Origin of the sequence: Marinobacterium lacunae, from assembly GCF_000705555.1 — a bacterium.
Taxonomy (GTDB): Bacteria; Pseudomonadota; Gammaproteobacteria; order Pseudomonadales; family Balneatricaceae; genus Marinobacterium_D; species Marinobacterium_D lacunae.
On sequence record NZ_JMQN01000004.1, the window covers coordinates 93,103 to 111,142 of the forward strand.

Here is an 18,040-nt window from a genome sequence, read left to right on the forward strand (position 1 = left end):
TCAGACCTTCATACGGCTGAACACGCGGCGCGCGTTGCCTTCGAAGATCTGCTGCTTCTGCTCTGCGGAAAGTACGGTGTTGCCGTCGATATAACGCTTGGTGTCATCGAAGTAGTGGCCGGTTTCCGGGTCGATACCGCGCACGGCACCGATCATCTCGGACGCAAAGAGGATATTCTTGGTCGGGATGATGTCGAGCAGCAGATCGATACCGCGCTGATGGTAAACGCAGGTGTCGAAGTAGATGTTGTTCAGTACGCGCTCCTCGAGATCGAAGCCCTGATCCAGCGCCAGACCGCGGAAACGACCCCAGTGATAAGGAACTGCACCGCCACCGTGCGGAATGATAATTTTCAGTTCGGGGAAGTCCTTGAATACGTCGGACATCATCAACTGCTGGAAGCCGGTAGTATCTGCACCCAGATAGTGTGAACCGGTGGTGTGGAAGCAGTCATTGCAGGCGGCACTGACGTGTACCATAGCCGGAATATCGTACTCGACCATTTTTTCGTAGATCGGGTAGAAGGAGCGATCGGCCAGAGAGGAGCCATTCCAGTGACCGCCACTCGGATCGGGGTTCAGGTTGATGCCGATGAAGCCCATCTCTTCGACGGTACGCACGATTTCCGGTACAGACTTGGCCGGGTCGACACCCGGTGACTGCGGCAGCTGTGCAACAGGCACAAAGTTCTGGGGGAACAGGTCGCATACCCGGCGGATCAGATCGTTCTGATGCTCTGTCCAGAACTGGCTGGTATGCTCGTTACCGATGTGGTGCCCCATCCAGCTCGCACGCGGCGAGAAGATCGTCAGGTCGGTACCGCGCTCCTGCTGCAAGCGCAGCTGGTTCTTCTCGATGGATTCACGAATTTCGTCGTCACTGATGACAATGCTGCCCTTCTCACCGACGAAGTTCGGGTCTTTGGCTACAGCAGTTTTCTGCTTTTCACGGTATTCGCCCACCTGAGGCGGCGTTGTAGTGTAGTGGCCATGGCAGTCGATTATCATTGCTTAAACCTTCTTATTCAGCTTGTTAGAGGTTGGCACTGCACGCTCCGGCAGTCGGTCCAACATCAGGATTCCAGCCTTCACAACAGACCTATCCTGCTATTGAGATGAATACAGTATTGTCCCGCCCCTATAGGTTGGCTATTTCATTTTCACCGAAACCCTATTAGATTTTGAGATAGCACTACAAAAACAATCAGCAGGAGCCAGCCTTATATGCAGCTTGTCATTCCAAATTTGCGACACTTGCGCGTGTTCCTTGAAGTCGCCGAATGCAAGAGCATCAGCCAGGCCGCACCGAAGGTGTTCCTGTCCCAGCCGGCTATCACCCAGGCGATTGCCAAGCTTGAGAAGTTACTGGGTACAGAACTGTTCGAGCGTCATGCCGACGGCATGTACCCCACGCCCGCCGGCGAGGTATGGTACAACCGTATCCAGCGCTGTACCGAGTACATCGAACAGGGTGCTCGTGATGCGCTGCGCAACAGCCCTGCCCGCACGCAAAGCGCTCAAACCAGCATACTGCCGATGCTCACGACGACACAGCTGCGTGCGCTGATCGCGGTCACGGAGGCTGAGAATTTCAGCATTGCCAGCCGCAATCTCGGAGTTTCCCAATCCTCCCTGCACCGTGCAGCACGCGAGCTTGAGCAGCTGTTAGAGGTGCGGCTATTCGAAAAAACCAGTACTGGCATCAGCACCACCAAGGCAGCAAAAGCCCTTGCCCGTGCTGCCAAGCTGGGCTTCTCTGAGATTCATCAAGGCTATTACGAGATCAGTGCGCTGCAGTTCCGGGAGGTCGGTAAAATTGTCGTCGGCAGTATGCCACTGGCACGCACATCGATCCTGCCCAGCGTCATTAACCGTTTTGCCAAGGAGCACCCAGATATCGGCATCAACATTGTCGATGCCCCCTACAGCGATCTGCTGCATCACCTGCGCCACGGTGATCTCGACTTTTTGATTGGCGCATTACGTTTTCCGCCTCCGGCGGATGATATTGTGCAGGAGGAGCTCCTGGCGCCGCCGCTGGCTATCGTCGCACGGCGCGGCCACCCACTTGAGTACGTTCAGGATCTCGATCTGAAGACACTGGCCGATTACCCGTGGGTTGTGCCACGCGCAGGCACCCCCACCCGAACATATTTCGATACCCTATTCAGCGACAATGGCCTTCCCGTACCCACCGGGCTGGTAGAGACCAGTTCGCAAATACTTATTCGCGAGCTGCTCTTGGGAAGCGACCGTCTTACGCTTATATCCAGCCACCAGATCGAATATGAGCGCGGACTCGGGCTTCTGCGGGTTATCCCTTTCTCACTGAGCCACACACGACGCCCTATCGGCATCACCATGCGTCGAAACTGGCAAGCCACCCCCACCCAGAAGACTTTCCTCGACATGCTAAGAGAAGCCGCGCAGAACTACGCCGACCTATAACAGTTAAAAAGTAGATTTCAAAAATTGAATACCTCAAATGGTTATTCAATTATCCAACCCCCCGTCCCAGTGCTACATTGAATGCACTGAAAACGAATACCTGTACCGTCTTCGCAATACCGATAGCAGCTCTAAACGGGCGCTTTCAACGGTTTGGGAGCAAAAAACCCTCCCGCGTGTGCGCAAGGGTATAAGGTTTAGCGAATCAACAAGAATGGAGAGAGGATAATGAGACTCTGTGTCGCGGGCGCTTCCGGCGCATTCGGTATGAAACACATGGATGCCATCAGTGCAATTGAGGGCGCCGAGGTCACCTCTGTCGTTGGCACCAAAATAGACGTCATTCGCGAATTCGCCAAAGAGCGCGGCGTTGGCCATTACACCACCGATCTGGCGGAAGCTCTGGCACGTGACGACGTCGACGCGGTTATCCTGGCCACACCGACCCAGATGCACGCCTCTCAGGCTATCCAGTGTCTGGAAGCGGGTAAGCATGTGATGGTTGAAATCCCGATGGCTGACAATATCGAGGACGCACGCAAGTTGGTGGAAACCCAGCAGCGCACCGGTCTCGTAGCGATGGCCGGCCACACTCGCCGCTTCAACCCGAGCCATCAGTGGATCCACAACAAGATCATGGCGGGTGAACTGAAGGTTCAGCAGATGGACGTTCAGACTTACTTCTTCCGTCGCACCAACAAAAATGCCCTTGGCCAGGCCCGCTCATGGACCGACCACCTGCTGTGGCATCACGCCTGCCACACAGTCGACCTGTTCCAGTACCAGACCGGCGAAACCGCTAACCGCGTTCAGGCGCTGGAAGGTCCGGTCCATCCGGAACTGGGCATCGCGATGGATATGAGCATCGGCATGAAAGTACCAGGCGGTGCCATCTGCACCCTGTCCCTGTCATTCAATAATGACGGACCGCTCGGCACCTTCTTCCGCTACATCTGCGACAACGGAACCTACATCGCACGCTACGACGATCTGTTCGACGGTCACGAAAACAAGATCGACCTGAGCGGTGTTGCGGTGTCCAACAACGGTATCGAGCTTCAGGATCGCGAATTCATCGCGGCAATCAAAGAGGGTCGTGAACCAAACTCCAGCGTTGTTCAGTGCCTCCCAGCAATGGAGACCCTGAACCAACTGGAGCAGTGTCTGCAAGCAAACGCCTAAGCACTGCACCCCGGAGCCAGCCTCCCCCCGGCTGGCTCTATTCCCTTCGGGGAACGGCTAAAAAGCGATGTGAGGTAAGTAAGAATGGCAAGCGCTCTGAACGACTACTTCAACAGCCCCGGCATTGGGCTTGGTTGTATGAATCTTTCACATGCATATGGATCTCCGGTTGCAGAGCCTGACGCCATAAACGCGCTCCATGCCGCATTCGACATGGGCTACCGCCACTTCGATACCGCCACACTCTATGGCGGCGGCAAAAACGAAACACTGGTCGGCAAGGCACTCAAGGCCAAGCGCCAATCGCTGTTTCTAGCCAGCAAATGCGGCATGGCCATTGGGCAGGAAAGCGGCACGAAAGAGATCAACGGCCGCCCGGACATCCTGAAGTCGCAGTGCGAGGCAAGTCTGCGCCGTTTGCAGACCGATCATATCGACCTCTATTACCTGCACCGGTTGGATCCGAAAGTCGCCATCGAAGAAAGCGTCGGCGCACTCGCCGAGCTGGTTCACGAAGGCAAGATCGGCGCTATCGGGCTCTCCGAAGTCTCGGCAGCCACACTGGCTCGCGCACAGAAAGAGCACCCTATTGCGGCTCTGCAGACCGAATACTCACTCTGGTCTCGCAACCCCGAAATTGCCGTGTTAGACGCCTGCAAGAACAGCGGCACTGCTTTCGTTGCGTTCAGCCCGCTCGCACGCGGTTTTCTCGCCAATGGACTGCGGGATATTTCGACGCTGGAGCCCAAGGATATCCGCAACAACATGCCGCGTTTCAATGCTGAGAATTACCCAAAAAATCTCATGCTTCTGGATAAGTATCTCCAGATCGCCGAAGCCGCGGACTGCACGCCCGCACAGATGGCGCTGGCATGGGTTAGATCACGTGGGGATTTCATCGTGCCAATCCCCGGCACCCGCTATGTCGAGCACATGGAGGACAATCTGTCAGCCGATGCTGTGACACTGAGCGACGACACACTGAGCCAACTCGACGCACTGATCAACCAGTCTACCGTTCATGGGCCTCGCTACAACAGCGCTCAGCAGACCGAAATAGATACCGAGGAGTTCGCCTGATCACGGGCAGCCCTCAGAAAACACAACACCCCTAAAAACAACGATAACGATAACGACACGAGGCGACATAATGAAACAAGCTCTCAAGGCGGCAGTTCTCGGCACCGCCATCGCGGCAGCAGTTAGCACCCCGGCCATGGCGGCCGATTACACCCTGCGCTTTGCACACTTTTGGCCCGGCGTATCAGCTGTGCACAAGAACGTGTTCGAAGCCTGGGCTGACTCTGTCAACAAAGCGTCCAACGGACGTATCGCAGTTGATATCTATCCGGGCGCTACGCTGGCCAAACCACCGGCACAGTATGATGCAGTGGTCAACGGCATCGCCGATATGACCACAACAGTGCTGGGTTACACGGCAAACCGTTTCCCGCTAACCCAGATCGTAGAATTGCCGGGCGTGGTCAAGGACGCTCAGCAGGGTTCCTGCGTGGTCGAGAAACTCTATGAAGAGGGTCTGGTTGCTGACGAGTTCAAAGAAACTCACCCGCTTTTCCTCTTCACTCATGGACAGGGACATCTGAACCTTACCGACAAAGTCGTCAAGGAACCTTCCGATCTGGCGGGCCTGCGCATTCGTCGCCCTACTGCCGTGGTCGGCAAACTGCTTGAAGGTCTGGGCGCTCAGCCTGTCGGCATGCCGGCACCGGAGTCTTACCAGGCGATGCAGCGTGGTGTCATCGATGGCGTGGCCCTGCCTTGGGAAGGCGTCAAATCATTCCGTCTGAATGAGCTGGCCAACACGCACACAGAAGTGGGCGGTCTCTATAGCCTGGCGTTTATTGTGACCATGAACAAGCGCGTGTACGACAGCATGCCGGATGATCTGAAAAAGGTTATCGACGACAACTCCGGTATGGCCTGGGCCAACAAGACCGGTCAGGTTTTCGATCAGATCGATGGCGAAGGTCGCAAGGACGCTGTTGCAGCCGGACATACGATCGTAACGGTCGAAGGTGGCGCCGATAATCCGAAATGGAAGCCGGTACTGGATGCCGCCACCGAGAGCTACCTTCAAGAGCTTGAGGACAAAGGACTGCCGGCACGCGATGTCTACAAGCGCACGCTTGAACTGTCAGCGCTGTGTCAGTAACGCCTCGTTTTAAGCGGAGTTTGTGATGAAACACATTACGCGTCTGGTGGATGCAGTCAGCTCCTACATGCAACTGCTCAGCGGCGTACTGATCGTGTCGATGATGGTGACCGTCCTTGCGGACGTCACCACACGCGCCCTGTTCAGAATGACCGACGGCAGCCTTGATATGACCTTTATCGGGGGTATAGAGCTGGTCAAGTTTGGCCTGCTGTTCACTGTACTGTTCGCCCTGCCCTTCTGCGTCGACAAGTCTCAGGTCGTTGTGGACCTGTTTACCGAGAAGCTCTCGGAACGGAAAAAAGCGTTTCTGGAGAGTGTCTACTTTGTCGGCTACGCCGTATTGGGCACCGGCATGACGATCCGCTTTTACCATGCGGTCGGCAACGCCGTGATGAGCGGCGAAACCACTCAGGATCTGCTGATCCCGATGAACTATATCTACGCGCTGACAACCTTCGCGACTGCGGTGCTCGCCATCCGCTCACTGCTGGTTGCCAAACAGCGTCTGTGCACAGCTATGGGGTTTAACGCATGAGCTCCTCGATGATAGGACTGGTCTGCATCGGACTGATGCTGGTCATGATGGCCCTGCGCGCGCCGATTGCACTGTCAATGGCGGCTATCGGCTTCTTCGGCTTCGCTTGGATCATCGCCTTCGATCCGGCTATGGCCATCCTCGAGAGCGGCCCGTTTGAAACGCTCTCCAACTACAGTTTCAGCCCCATACCGATGTTTATCATGATGGGTGTATTTGCCTCTCGGGCAAAGATGTCTGATCAGCTGTTCTCCGGCGCTCGTACGCTGTTCGGAGCATGGCGCGGTGGCATCGCTCTATCGGCGATTCTCTCCTGCGGGATCTTCTCTGCCATCTCGGGTTCGTCCGTTGCAACAGCGGCCAGCATGTCCCGTGTTGCACTGCCGGAGATGAAAAAGCACGGTTACGCCGACTCGCTGGCAACCGGCACACTGGCCGCAGGCGGCACTCTGGGCATCATGATTCCGCCCTCCATCGCTCTGCTACTCTATGCACTGATTACCGAGCAGTCTGTCGGCGACATGTTTATTGCCGGCCTGATTCCAGGGCTGCTGGGCCTGGTGCTCTACTGCGTGACCATCAGCATCATGGTGAAGTGGAAACCGGAACTGGCTACCCCAGGCGATGCTACCAACCTGAAGGAGAAACTGATCGGTCTGAAGGGGCTGATCCCCTTCACCGGAGTCTTCCTGGTCATCATCGGCGGTATCTACACCGGTCTGTTCACGCCGACCGAGGCTGCTGCCATCGGTGCCTTTTCCACGCTGGTGATCGCCATCGTTCGCGGCATGACGTTCGAACAGTTCCGCGAGTCACTGCAGGAGACCCTAGTCACCTCGATCATGATCTTCTTCATGATCATCGGTGCGGAGATCTTTGGTTACTTCCTCAGTGTGTCACGCATTTCGTTCGAACTGGTGAGCTTCGTCGACAGCCTGCACCTGACACCCTTTGCCGTACTGATCTGCATCCTGATTCTGTTCATGCTGCTCGGCTGCGTCATGGACAGTCTGGCCATGCTGCTGCTGACTGTACCAGTGGTCTATCCTTTGATTCAGGCCGCCGGATTCGATCCGGTTTGGTTTGGTATCATTGCGGTTATTACCGTTGAACTTGGACTGATCACGCCTCCGGTCGGCATGAACGTATTCGTGATAAAGGCCTTTGCGCCCGATATCTCGATCGGCTCGATCTACAAGGGCGTCATGCCTTTCGTAATCTCCGACATCGTGCGCCTGGCACTGATCATCTCCTTCCCGGTTCTGGCACTGGGACTCCTCTGACAGGGGCTTTCAGGCCGGGGCGATAGTCGCTCCGGCCTATAACCAGGGCTTGATTGATGAAGACAACAGCCGTCAACCCACGCTCCTCACGCGGTATCTCAAACTACGCGCTTTACAGCGAAGCCCAGTCTGCTGACGACCCCGAGTTTATTCATATCGAGGATATACGCAGCCGCGCACGCCTGTTCGACTGGACCATTAATATTCATGTCCATCCCCGCATGTATCAGTTGATCTATGTGCGCACCGGCCATGTACGCATTCATATTGATGGCGAGGAATTTACCGAGCAGGCACCCTGCATCATCACCATTCCGCCTTCAGTGGTACACGGTTTCGAGTTTGGCCGCGAAAACACCGACGGCTCGGTGATCACCGTATCCCAACTGGTTCTGCTGGATGAACAGTTCCAGCGAGACTTTCCCTTTGGCGATGAACTGCTGCGTAAAGCGCAAGTGCTCTCGCTCAGGCAGCATCCTGACGATACCCACTTCATCGAGCAGATCATCACGCAAATGGAGGAGGAGTACCGCGATAACCGAACCGGCAAGAAGCAGATGTTCGAGTGGCTGCTCTATTCGTTACTGCTCAAGGTAGGGCGGCGCGTACATGCCAGCCATCGTCCGCGCGATGAAGACCATTATGAACGGCTCTACCGCCAGTTGGTGCAACGGGTTGAACACCACTACCGGGAACACAAGCCGGCGACCTTTTATGCCGAGCAGCTTCATACCACCACCACATCGCTCAACCGAGCCTGCGCAAGTGTTTCAGGCAAGAATGTGAGTGAACTGCTTCACGACCGTTTAACCCTCGAAGCCCAGCGCATGCTGATCTACTCCTCGGTACCCGTATCCCTGATCGCGTATGATCTGGGCTTTGCCGATCCCGCCTACTTCTCCCGCTTCTTCAAGCGACGCACAGGCGTGTCGCCCAGTAACTTTCGAGAGCTGCGCGACCGGGGATAACCCTATCCTTGCATTGATTCGTAGTTTCGGGCCCAATACGGAACAACGTTCAACTTTATACGTTTAGGATTTGCGGTCAATGGCTACCAGCTTATTGCAGAGGGCGCTCAACGCTATCGAACTGCTGTCGATCAGCCCCGGCGGGCTTGACCTCAACGGCGTCGCCCAACAGCTCCCGATGCCCAAAGCCAGCGCCAAGCGCCTGCTCAATGAACTCGAAGAGCTCGGCTATGTGGCCTGCGACAGCAGGAACGGTCGCTATATTCTGACTACTCGGCTATCGGCCATGGCATTGCGTTATCTTGCTGACCGGGGCGCGCGCGATGTTGCACAACCCCACCTTGAAAAACTGGCAGCAGAGTGCGGCGAGCTGGTGAGACTGGCGGTAGTTGAAGACGACGGTTTGAGTTTCGTTGCCAAAGCACAGGGGATGCGAGCAGGCCTGCGATACGATCCAGACCCCTACGAGAAGGTGCCTCTTTACTGTACAGCCACGGCCTTCGCCTGGTTATCCACGTTCGACGACGAGGTCGCGCTGGCCAAGGTCAGCGCTCAAGGCCCGATAGACCCGACACTGCGCGGCCCAAATCTTCCGCAGGACCCAGGCCAGATACTGCCTTACCTAAGACAGACCCGCGAAACAGGCTATTGCTACGTCTGCGACATGTCAGCCCCGGGTATGGCAGCGCTCGCTGTGCCGCTGTTTGATCGCAGTCTGACGCGTTGCATTGGGTCACTAGTCATTGGCGCCCCCACCGCCCGACTTGGCAAGAACGACATCGACTTGCATCTCGCCGCGCTCAAACAAAGTGCCCGCAACCTGAGTCAGCTCAGTCATCTGTCTGAATATCTGCGCCATACCGACACCTGAACCGGCATAAAAAAGCACGCCGTAAAGGCGTGCCAAAGGTGCCTGTCCGGCACAGCATGTAACCGGACAGTTATAGCGGGGGGTCGCCCCCACTCCAGGTGATTTACGCCGCCGTCGAGTTGACCTCTTCGTGCTCTGCCCGGCTACGCGCGATAGCATGCTGAGCGGCAATATAGCCGAACACGATGCCCGGCCCGATGGTAATACCCGGCCCCGGATAGGTGCCGCCCATGATGGAGTTCAGATCGTTCCCCGCCGCATAGAGCCCTTCGATAGGCTCACCCTGCGCCGTCATCAGTTGAGCGTTGGCATCCGATACCAGACCTTTCGCGGTACCGATATCCGCAGGATAGAGCTCTATCGCATAGAAGGGTGCTTTCTCGATAGACCCAAGCGTAGGGTTCGGCCCGTGTTCGGCATCACCATTGGCGCGCTGATAGACGGTTTCCCCGCGATGAAACTGGCTATCCACGCCTGTTTTCGCCGCGGCATTCATATGATCGATACTGGCCCGTAGATTTTCCGGTTTCATGCCAAGCTTCAGCGCCAGCGCTTCAACGGAATTAGCTTCAATCAGGTAGCCATCTTCGATGTAAGGCTCAAGCTTATCGCCCCCGAGTCGCACAAGACCCAAGCCATATTTCTGAATCGCGGCAGCGTCAGTAATAATGTAAGCAGGGTTGGCCTTGCCCGCACTATTCAACATTGCCTTGCCGAATTCGTGATATGAGAGACTCTCGTTCACGAACCGGTTACCCGCCTGATCGACGCAGACCGTGCCCGGTTTGCTGCGATCAAATACGAAATGAGGAAATACCGCCAGCGTCTCATCCTTACGACGGCGAATTGAACAGGGTGCCCAAAACGCCGGCTGGTCTTCCGCCGTGCCATAGTGTGCACCCAGATTTTCCGCAATTTTGTGCGCGGCGCCGGTATGACCGGGCGCTGTCGGCGAGTAATCCGGCGCCCCCTGCGGATACAATGAGGCACGTTTAAGGGGGTCACGGCCAAACCCGCCACTGGCCAGCACTACGCCGCCGGTCGCGATCACTTCGCGCTCGATCGCCCCCTGCTTTAGACGCAATCGATGACGTCCCTTTCCCATCGGCTCGATATCGGTCAGTTCAGTCTCCACACTGATATTCACACCCAAATCGAGTGCTGACGAGAGCATCCGTGCGATCAGTGCATGCCCCATGACACTGCGCGCCGGCGCACGGTAGACAAGCCGGTCATATACATAGCGAAGTACCAGCTTGACCGTGTAGAGAAAGGATTTGGGCGACTTGAATCGATTCAGTAGATGACCGATATCCTCTCGGTTGATCATCATCCCGCCCAATACGGTGAACTCTGGAATCGGCGGCCTCAACAGCTTGAGATTGTCCCCCAGATGGCGGGTGATATAGGGCAGCGGCTCCAGCGCTCGCCCACACTGCGTAGCCCCCTCCAGATCGGCCATATAATCGGGATGGAAAGCACATTTGCGAAAGGCCACATCGGTCCCGGCAGTCAGGACACGTATTGCCTCAGGCCCCGCCTTGAGAAATGCCTCACGCATTGGCTTTGGCGCATGTTCTCCAACAGCACGATCCAAAAATCCGCTGACGTTCTCGTAGCTATCCTCACCCGGTTGCGCGTACTGACTCAGCGGCACCCAGGTTGTACCGCCGGAGAGCGCTGAGGTCCCTCCCACATAGGGGGTGCGCTCAACCAACAATACGCGTGCGCCCTCTAGTGCACCAAACAGCGCAGCCGCCATGCCCGCAGCTCCGGCGCCCACCACGATCAGATCATATTCTGTACCGTTAGCCACCCGGTGCATGAACGTTTTTGCATCAACTGTCACGACTACAATCTCCCGACACTCTATCCAAACCGCTGCTCATTGCTGAGCCCCATTGCGCTGCTCAGGCAATATCCTCACCCAGCAGAAAACGTGTCATCAGTTGCTGTACACCCCGGTACATATCGGCACCGGTCTGCGTGCCACATCCAAGCCCCTGGGCCACTTCCAGCAGCCGGGTCACTTGCGGTTTGGTGATGACATCCCCCACAAACATGTTCGCGGTAAGGTTCTCGGCCATTACCGGTATAGGATCTGACTCTTTCATACCACAGGGCGTTGCATTGATCACAACATCCATGCCTGCGGGGTCGGCAACGGGGGCTGCATGGACACGATCGGCCCAGGGTGAGAGACGGCTCAATAGAGAATCCAGACGCTGTTTATCCAATTCGAATACGGAGAGTTCGGCAACGCCAGCCAGCAGCAATGCATGCGCGATCGCTATACCGGCGCCGCCTGCCCCAACCAGTAATGCACGCTTGCCTTGCAACTCACAGCCATTCTCCCGCAGCCCCGCGATATAGCCGGCTCCGTCAAACATATCCCCGTATAGCGATCCGCTTTCTGTACGGCGAATAGTGTTTACAGCGCCCAGCAGACGAGCACGCTCCGATACCTCATCACAGGCTTCATATGCCGGAATCTTGTGAGGAACCGTCACGATGATGCCGCTCACATTCGGCATACGGCGCATGAGACTGAAAAAGTCACCGCAGTCTTCGGGCAGTACATGAAAAGGCACAACAATGGCATTACGGCCACTGCTCTGCATCGACTCGGTCATACCGGCAGGCGATCGGACCTGTGCAATGGGAGAGCCCACGATCGGGATTAGTTCGGTGGCTCCATTCAACTGAACACTCAGCTTCTGCACGCCTGAATCCTGTATTGCCATTTTGACTCTCCGAGAACTACTTATTTTTCAATTAAATATCGCTATAAAAACTGCCGATCCCCGCGACCTGTAGCGGAGTTCGGCAGCCGTGAACGATGAGAATCATGATCTATAATGGAACAATGTTCAAGTTTTCTATTTCAATCAGTTTTGAAGAGTGTTATCTTTTTTGCCATGTTGATCGGGACGTATGTTGGCGGTGCCAGACAGCACACCTCACGTCGACCAAACAAGAAACTGAGAAAGCAATTAGATGAACAACGTACGGACAGAGTGTGATCTACTGGTAGTGGGTTCCGGCGCATCTGGATTGGCAGCAGCCGTGCGCGCGGCCTGGCTTGGGCTTAAGGTGGTGGTCATCGAAAAGGAGGCTGTGTTTGGAGGCACTACCGCCTGGTCGGGCGGCTGGCTCTGGATACCGCGCAACCACCTTGCACAGGAAGCCGGCATTGTCGAAGACAAGGCTCTACCCAAGGGGTATTTGCAAGCTGAACTGGGTGACAAGTTCGACGAAAACCGTGTTGACGCTTTTCTGGATACAGCGCCCGAAATGGTGAAGTTCTTCCATGACAACACATCCCTGCAGTTTCTGCCGGGCAATGCCATACCCGACTTCCACGGCCATCAGATCAATGCCGGTACGGGTGGGCGCAGCGTCACCGCCAAGCCGTTTGACGCTCGCGGGCTCGGCAAAGCTGTCACCGCCCTGCGCAGACCATTGCCGGAGATCTCCTTTTGGGGCATGGGCATCGGGTCCGGGCAGGATCTGGCACATTTCCTCAACTTTCTGCGGACACCCTCATCCACCTGGTACGTGGTAAAGCGCGTGACCCGCCACCTGTTTGACCTGATGCTCCATCGCCGAGGCATGCAGTTGGTCAACGGCAACGCACTGGTCGCAAGGCTTGCGAAATCTGCACTGGATCTCGGTGTCGAACTGAAAGTGTCAACCGCTGCCCGCTCTATCGAGCGCGATGCCAGTGGACGCATCCGCACCCTTTATGCCAGACAGAAAGATGGTTCCGAGCTGGAAATTGATATCAAAGGCGGTCTGGTGTTGGCCTGCGGCGGTTTTCCCCACGATAGCGAACGGCTGAAGCAACTGCTTCCGCACTGCCCGACCGGACATGAACACTACTCGGCCGCCCCAAAAACCAACACCGGCGACGGACTGCGTCTGGGGGAATCGGTGGGGGCTTATATCGATACCAGCTTGAAGAGCGCAGCCGCCTATGCACCGGTTTCACTGGTACGACGCAACGACGGGGAGTGTGCACACTTCCCCCATCTGCTGGAGCGCGCTAAACCGGGCGTTATAGCGGTATTGCCCAACGGAAAACGTTTCGTCAACGAGGCGGGGTCCTATCACGACTATATCAATGAGCAGCTGGCAGTAACTAAGCCCGGCGAGCCCAGCATATCCTGGCTGATATGCGATCACGCTTTTTTGAGACGATTCGGGTTGGGCAACGTGAAGCCCTTTCCTCTTCCCTACAAACAACACCTGCGTTCAGGCTATCTCAAGCGCGGAAAGACGCTTCGTGAGCTGGCCGGCGAGTGCGGCATCGATGCAGCAGGGCTAGAGGCAACTCTTGCCGAGTACAACCATCATGCCCGCCAGGGGGAAGACCCGCTGTTTGGACGCGGCGACACCGCTTACAACCGGATACAGGGAGATGCCGAACAGGCACCGAACCCATGCGTCCGCCCTATCGAGACGGGGCCCTTTTACGCAGTGCGAATCGAGCAAGGGAGTCTGGGCACATTTGTAGGGATGCAAACCAACCAGCACGCACAGGTGCTCGACAGCAATAAACAACCGATCGAAGGTCTCTACGCAGCAGGCACCGACATGGCCAGCATCATGGGCGGCACCTATCCCGCTGGCGGCATCAATCTGGGCCCGGGCATGACCTTTGGCTATATCGCGGCGAACCACGTCGCCTCACAACTAAAACTGAAGAATCCGACCTGAGGAGTCATCACGATGAAACGTTACGAGATCGCGACGCTGACCATCTACATGGGCACCACCGCCAAAGCCGCTGAAGCGGTCAAGGCCTATACCGATTCAGACGAAAGCCGTGGCACACTGCTCGGCTGCTGGTTCTCCGATATCGGCCAGCTGAATCAGCTGATCATTTTCCGCGGATTCGACAGCGTGGATGAGCTGGAAGCCGAGCGCGAAGCGGTGCGCCGCAGCAACAACCCTTTCGGCTGCGCCGAGTTCATGACCGATATGACACTGGAAAGCTATGCGCCCTTCCCGTTTCTGCCGCCAGTCACACCCGCCGAAGATGGACCGATCTACGAGATCCGTACCTATCAGCTTAAGCAGGGTGGGCTCGAGCCGACCATCGCAGCCTGGGAAAAAGCAGTCCCCAAACGTAGCGAGTTCTCACCGCTGACCATCAGCATGTATGCCGTCGACGGTAGCCAGCGCATCACCCATATCTGGCCTTACACGTCACTCGAACAGCGCACTCAGGCACGCACCGAGTCTGTAAAGGCTGGTGCCTGGCCGCCGGTTGGTGGCCCCGATTGGCTGGAACTGGACATGAAGTCCACCGTGGCCGTACCGACTGCGGTATCTCCGCTTAAATAAGTTCGCCTCTTGGCAGCTCGACGGGCAGCTACCCGTCGTAGCTGTTCTTTTATGGAGACTGCGATGTCTAATGCACGCCCTTACGCACTGGGCCCGCTCACCGTACTGGAGCTGAGCGCGCCGGAGATTATTTCCGTTGCTGCCGATGCCGGTTATGACGCTGTCGGCCTGCGCTTGCTACCTTCCACACCCGGCGGTATTTATCACCCGCTGATCGAGGATCGGGCACTGCTTGAGCGCACACTCACGCGTATGCGAGATACCGGTATACGGGTCTTCGATCTTGAGATCGTACGAATCGGGCCCCAGTTTGATGTAAATGCCTTGCAGGCCTTTCTCGACACCGGTGCCGAGCTTGGCGCCCAGTGCATACTGGTGGCCGGTGATGACCCCGATATCGCGCGCTTCAGCGACAACTTCGCACAGTTCTGCGATCTCTGCCGCCCTTATGGCATGAAGCCCAATCTTGAGTTTATGCCGTGGACTGAAGTTAAAGATCTGCGTCAAGCGCTGGATATCGTCAACAGTATCGATCGACCCAATGCCGGCGTGCTGATCGATGCCATCCACTTTGATCGTTCAGGCAGCCGGACAAGCGACATAGATACTATCCCTCTGTCTCAGTTGCATTACGCCCAAATCTGCGACGCGCCGGCTGAAAAACCGGACACCGAGGCGGGAGTAATTCGCGCGGCGAGAGAGGAGCGGCTGCTTCCGGGACAGGGCGGCATCCCGCTTGAGGCGATTTTCGGGCGACTGCCCAAAGACCTGCCAATCTGTGTCGAGATACCATCCCCGCACTTGGGTGATGCCGCTAACCGCGCACGGGTTGCGCTGGAAGCCACGCAATCCTGGTTCGCGAAACATATTGATCATTGAGACGAGCTACCGCAAAAACTTATGACGGAGCGAAAAAAACAACTACCCATATGTTAAACAACGCCATATAAGTAGTATTACACTGATTAAGTATAACCTAACTGCTTAAAACCGATTTTGCTTTCCCGTTACGCGCAACCCTGCGCATCGATGAAGAAAACGAAATCAACACCTAAACTGAAACCGTATTGCACCTTGGTGTACATCCCCTTTTCTTTGAGGGGCTTATAAAAAACGGAGTGACATGAGATGAAGAAAAAAATAATAACCGCCCTGGCTGCCCTCACCCTCTCGGCTACAGCAGCAGCAGAATTTCCGGATAAAGACCTGCAGGGCATCATCCAATGGGGCGCTGGCGGATCAACCGATACTGTTATGCGCTCGGTAACCCCTCATGCCGAGGACATCCTGGGTCGCGATATCATCATGACCAACAAGACCGGCGGCGTCGGCGCCATTGCCACCAAATACGTCAATGCCATGAAAGCCGACGGCTATACCCTCCTGATGGGTGCCGAGAACCCTCAGATGTACAAGGTGCTCGGTCTGGCCGATATAGATTACGGCGACATGATTCCGATCAACGTGCTCGCCCGCGGCATTCCGATCTTCGTTGCACGCAACGATGCACCGTACAACAACATGAAAGAGCTGGTGGAGTACGCCAAGGCGCATCCCGGCGAAGTCAAAACCGGCTCCACCGGCCCTGGCGGTCTGACCTCTATTGTCCTTGCAATGCTCAAGGCTCAAACAGATGTCGACTTTACTGGCGTGCCCTATGATGGTGACGGCCCTGCGCTGACAGCGCTTCAGGGTGGCGCTATCGATGTTATGCCTGCCGTACTCGGTGCCGCTATCGAGCACGTCAAAGCCGGGCGCATGAAGGTAATCGGTCTGGTCGATACCCAAGCCAACCCGCTGCTGCCGGACACCGCACCGATTACCGACACCTTCCCCGGCTTCAACAGCTACCTGCCCTGGGGCCCGTTCTTCGGCGTGTTTGTCAAGCAGGGCACACCTGACGAAGCGGTCGAGAAGCTTGTTGCCGCTTATGCGAAAGCTGCCGAGCACCCTGACTTCAAGGATCTGATGGATAAGCGTGGCTTTACCATCATGAGTCTGTCCGGTGACGAGGCGAAGCAGTTCCTCGATAACTACCGTTCCGTTTCTTCCTGGATCGTGTATGACGGCGGGTTTGCGAAACACTCGCCCGAGGAGTTCGGCATCAAGCGTCCCGAGTAATACAACCAGGGGCCGGACCGCGGTTCGGCTCCGACGGTGGGCGTATTGCGCCCACCGATTATAACTAGAGTGAATCTATCACCATGCCTCATTCCCAGCATATCTACACCAAACCCGGCGAAACCCTGTTCGGGTTCCTGATGGTGATTCTCAGCGTCTATCTGTTCTGGCAGGCCTACAGCATCGCCGGTTTCGAGTCCCTCAGTTCGCCCGGCGCCTTTCCGCTCGCCGCCACCGCGCTGATGGTGATCACCTCCTGCATCGCATGCGTGCAGAACCTGCGACTGCCCTCCGAAGTACAGGGCCATTTCTTCAAGGAGATCCTGCCTCCGGTGGTCGCGCTGATGATCGCGGTTATCCTGATCTTCGCTGTGGTGCTCGATACTCTGGGCTTTATTCCCACCGCGCTGGCCTTCCTGTTTCTGACCATCAAGTTTCTGCATCGCGGCGGCCTGCTGCGCACCGCCCTGCTGTCACTGATGGTGCTGACGCTGATCTATGTCGTGTTCCGGCTGGTGTTCAAGGTCGTGCTGCCCGAGGGGATCGTCCCCGAGCGCGAGATCCTGGCCTACCTTTCCGATCTGTTTAACTCAGGAGCACAGTGATCATGCTTGAGGCTCTGCAATACTTCTCCATGGCCTGGGTCTCGCCCCAGCTGCTGTTCCTGACCGCCCTGGGCACCTTCCTCGGTATCTATGTCGGCGCTATCCCGGGTCTCTCCGTTACCATGGCGGTGTCGATCCTGATTTCGTTTACCTTCTCCTGGGATATCAATAATGCCCTCTGCCTGATGGTGGGGGTCTATATGGGCGGGGTGTACGGCGGTTCGCGCACGGCGATCCTGCTCAATATTCCCGGTGCACCCTCGGCCATCGCCACGGCGCTGGACGGTTTCCCCATGGCACAAAAAGGTGAAGCCGGTCGCGCCATCGGGCTGTCCACGGTGATGTCGGTGGTCGGCGGCTTTATCGGTATTTTCATCCTCGCCATCGCCGCGCCCTCGATCAGCGAGTTCGCGCTGACCTTCCAGCCCCGCGATTACATGATGCTCGGCGTCATGGGCATCATGCTGGTCGGTTCCCTGTCCGGCGAGAGCCTGACCAAGGG

17 protein-coding genes are annotated in these 18,040 nt (G+C 56.6%); 14 read left to right on the forward strand and 3 right to left on the reverse strand.

The window, feature by feature from the left end; translation table 11 throughout:
- Nucleotides 1-1,008, reverse strand: coding sequence for an amidohydrolase family protein (locus ADIMK_RS00455; RefSeq protein WP_036182316.1), 1,008 nt, complete (start codon nucleotides 1,006-1,008; stop codon nucleotides 1-3).
- A gap of 216 nt (nucleotides 1,009-1,224) precedes the next feature.
- On the opposite strand from ADIMK_RS00455, the gene ADIMK_RS00460 reads away from it, so the two are divergent.
- The 8 genes from ADIMK_RS00460 to ADIMK_RS00495 all read left to right on the forward strand — a co-directional run bounded on the left by ADIMK_RS00460 (nucleotide 1,225) and on the right by ADIMK_RS00495 (nucleotide 9,463).
- Nucleotides 1,225-2,448 (forward strand): LysR family transcriptional regulator, encoded by a 1,224-nt coding sequence (locus tag ADIMK_RS00460; RefSeq protein ID WP_036182318.1) that lies wholly within the window; start codon nucleotides 1,225-1,227, stop codon nucleotides 2,446-2,448.
- A 228-nt stretch (nucleotides 2,449-2,676) separates the two neighbouring features.
- The gene (locus ADIMK_RS00465) at nucleotides 2,677-3,630 is read left to right on the forward strand and encodes a Gfo/Idh/MocA family oxidoreductase (RefSeq protein ID WP_036182320.1); all 954 of its coding nucleotides are present in this window, start codon (nucleotides 2,677-2,679) and stop codon (nucleotides 3,628-3,630) included.
- A gap of 84 nt (nucleotides 3,631-3,714) precedes the next feature.
- On the forward strand, nucleotides 3,715-4,710 hold the full coding sequence (locus tag ADIMK_RS00470; protein ID WP_036182322.1) for an aldo/keto reductase: 996 nt from the start codon (nucleotides 3,715-3,717) through the stop codon (nucleotides 4,708-4,710).
- 70 nt (nucleotides 4,711-4,780) lie between these two features.
- Complete coding sequence (locus tag ADIMK_RS00475; RefSeq protein WP_036182324.1) at nucleotides 4,781-5,803, forward strand: TRAP transporter substrate-binding protein; 1,023 nt, start codon at nucleotides 4,781-4,783, stop codon at nucleotides 5,801-5,803.
- Between the two features lie 25 nt (nucleotides 5,804-5,828).
- Nucleotides 5,829-6,341 carry a TRAP transporter small permease gene (locus tag ADIMK_RS00480; RefSeq protein ID WP_036182326.1) on the forward strand — a complete coding sequence of 171 codons (513 nt, stop codon included), beginning with the start codon at nucleotides 5,829-5,831 and terminating at the stop codon, nucleotides 6,339-6,341.
- Nucleotides 6,338-7,624, forward strand: coding sequence for a TRAP transporter large permease (locus tag ADIMK_RS00485; RefSeq protein ID WP_036182328.1), 1,287 nt, complete (start codon nucleotides 6,338-6,340; stop codon nucleotides 7,622-7,624). Before ADIMK_RS00480 ends, ADIMK_RS00485 begins: the two co-directional genes overlap by 4 nt.
- 56 nt (nucleotides 7,625-7,680) lie before the next feature.
- Nucleotides 7,681-8,592 carry a helix-turn-helix domain-containing protein gene (locus ADIMK_RS00490; protein ID WP_036182330.1) on the forward strand — a complete coding sequence of 304 codons (912 nt, stop codon included), beginning with the start codon at nucleotides 7,681-7,683 and terminating at the stop codon, nucleotides 8,590-8,592.
- A 79-nt stretch (nucleotides 8,593-8,671) separates the two neighbouring features.
- Nucleotides 8,672-9,463 (forward strand): IclR family transcriptional regulator, encoded by a 792-nt coding sequence (locus tag ADIMK_RS00495; RefSeq protein WP_036182331.1) that lies wholly within the window; start codon nucleotides 8,672-8,674, stop codon nucleotides 9,461-9,463.
- 103 nt (nucleotides 9,464-9,566) lie between these two features.
- Here ADIMK_RS00495 and ADIMK_RS00500 read toward each other — a convergent pair whose 3' ends face one another.
- Nucleotides 9,567-11,312: an FAD-dependent oxidoreductase gene (locus tag ADIMK_RS00500; RefSeq protein WP_197027439.1), complete on the reverse strand. Its 1,746-nt coding sequence runs from the start codon at nucleotides 11,310-11,312 to the stop codon at nucleotides 9,567-9,569.
- Nucleotides 11,313-11,373: 61 nt separating this feature from the next.
- Nucleotides 11,374-12,207, reverse strand: a complete 834-nt coding sequence (locus ADIMK_RS00505) for a shikimate dehydrogenase family protein (RefSeq protein ID WP_051692222.1) — start codon at nucleotides 12,205-12,207, stop codon at nucleotides 11,374-11,376.
- A 253-nt stretch (nucleotides 12,208-12,460) separates the two neighbouring features.
- On the opposite strand from ADIMK_RS00505, the gene ADIMK_RS00510 reads away from it, so the two are divergent.
- The 6 genes from ADIMK_RS00510 to ADIMK_RS00535 all read left to right on the forward strand — a co-directional run.
- On the forward strand, nucleotides 12,461-14,182 hold the full coding sequence (locus tag ADIMK_RS00510; protein ID WP_036182335.1) for an FAD-dependent oxidoreductase: 1,722 nt from the start codon (nucleotides 12,461-12,463) through the stop codon (nucleotides 14,180-14,182).
- 12 nt (nucleotides 14,183-14,194) lie between these two features.
- The gene (locus ADIMK_RS00515) at nucleotides 14,195-14,812 is read left to right on the forward strand and encodes an NIPSNAP family protein (RefSeq protein ID WP_036182337.1); all 618 of its coding nucleotides are present in this window, start codon (nucleotides 14,195-14,197) and stop codon (nucleotides 14,810-14,812) included.
- A 63-nt stretch (nucleotides 14,813-14,875) separates the two neighbouring features.
- Nucleotides 14,876-15,691, forward strand: coding sequence for a sugar phosphate isomerase/epimerase family protein (locus ADIMK_RS00520; protein WP_036182339.1), 816 nt, complete (start codon nucleotides 14,876-14,878; stop codon nucleotides 15,689-15,691).
- A gap of 249 nt (nucleotides 15,692-15,940) precedes the next feature.
- A complete protein-coding gene (locus ADIMK_RS00525) occupies nucleotides 15,941-16,933 on the forward strand; it encodes a tripartite tricarboxylate transporter substrate binding protein (protein WP_036182341.1) in 993 nt (330 codons plus the stop codon).
- A gap of 83 nt (nucleotides 16,934-17,016) precedes the next feature.
- Nucleotides 17,017-17,538, forward strand: a complete 522-nt coding sequence (locus ADIMK_RS00530) for a tripartite tricarboxylate transporter TctB family protein (protein ID WP_036182343.1) — start codon at nucleotides 17,017-17,019, stop codon at nucleotides 17,536-17,538.
- Nucleotides 17,539-17,540: 2 nt separating this feature from the next.
- Nucleotides 17,541-18,040: tripartite tricarboxylate transporter permease (locus ADIMK_RS00535; protein WP_036182345.1), on the forward strand; the 500-nt coding region annotated here is incomplete at its 3' end.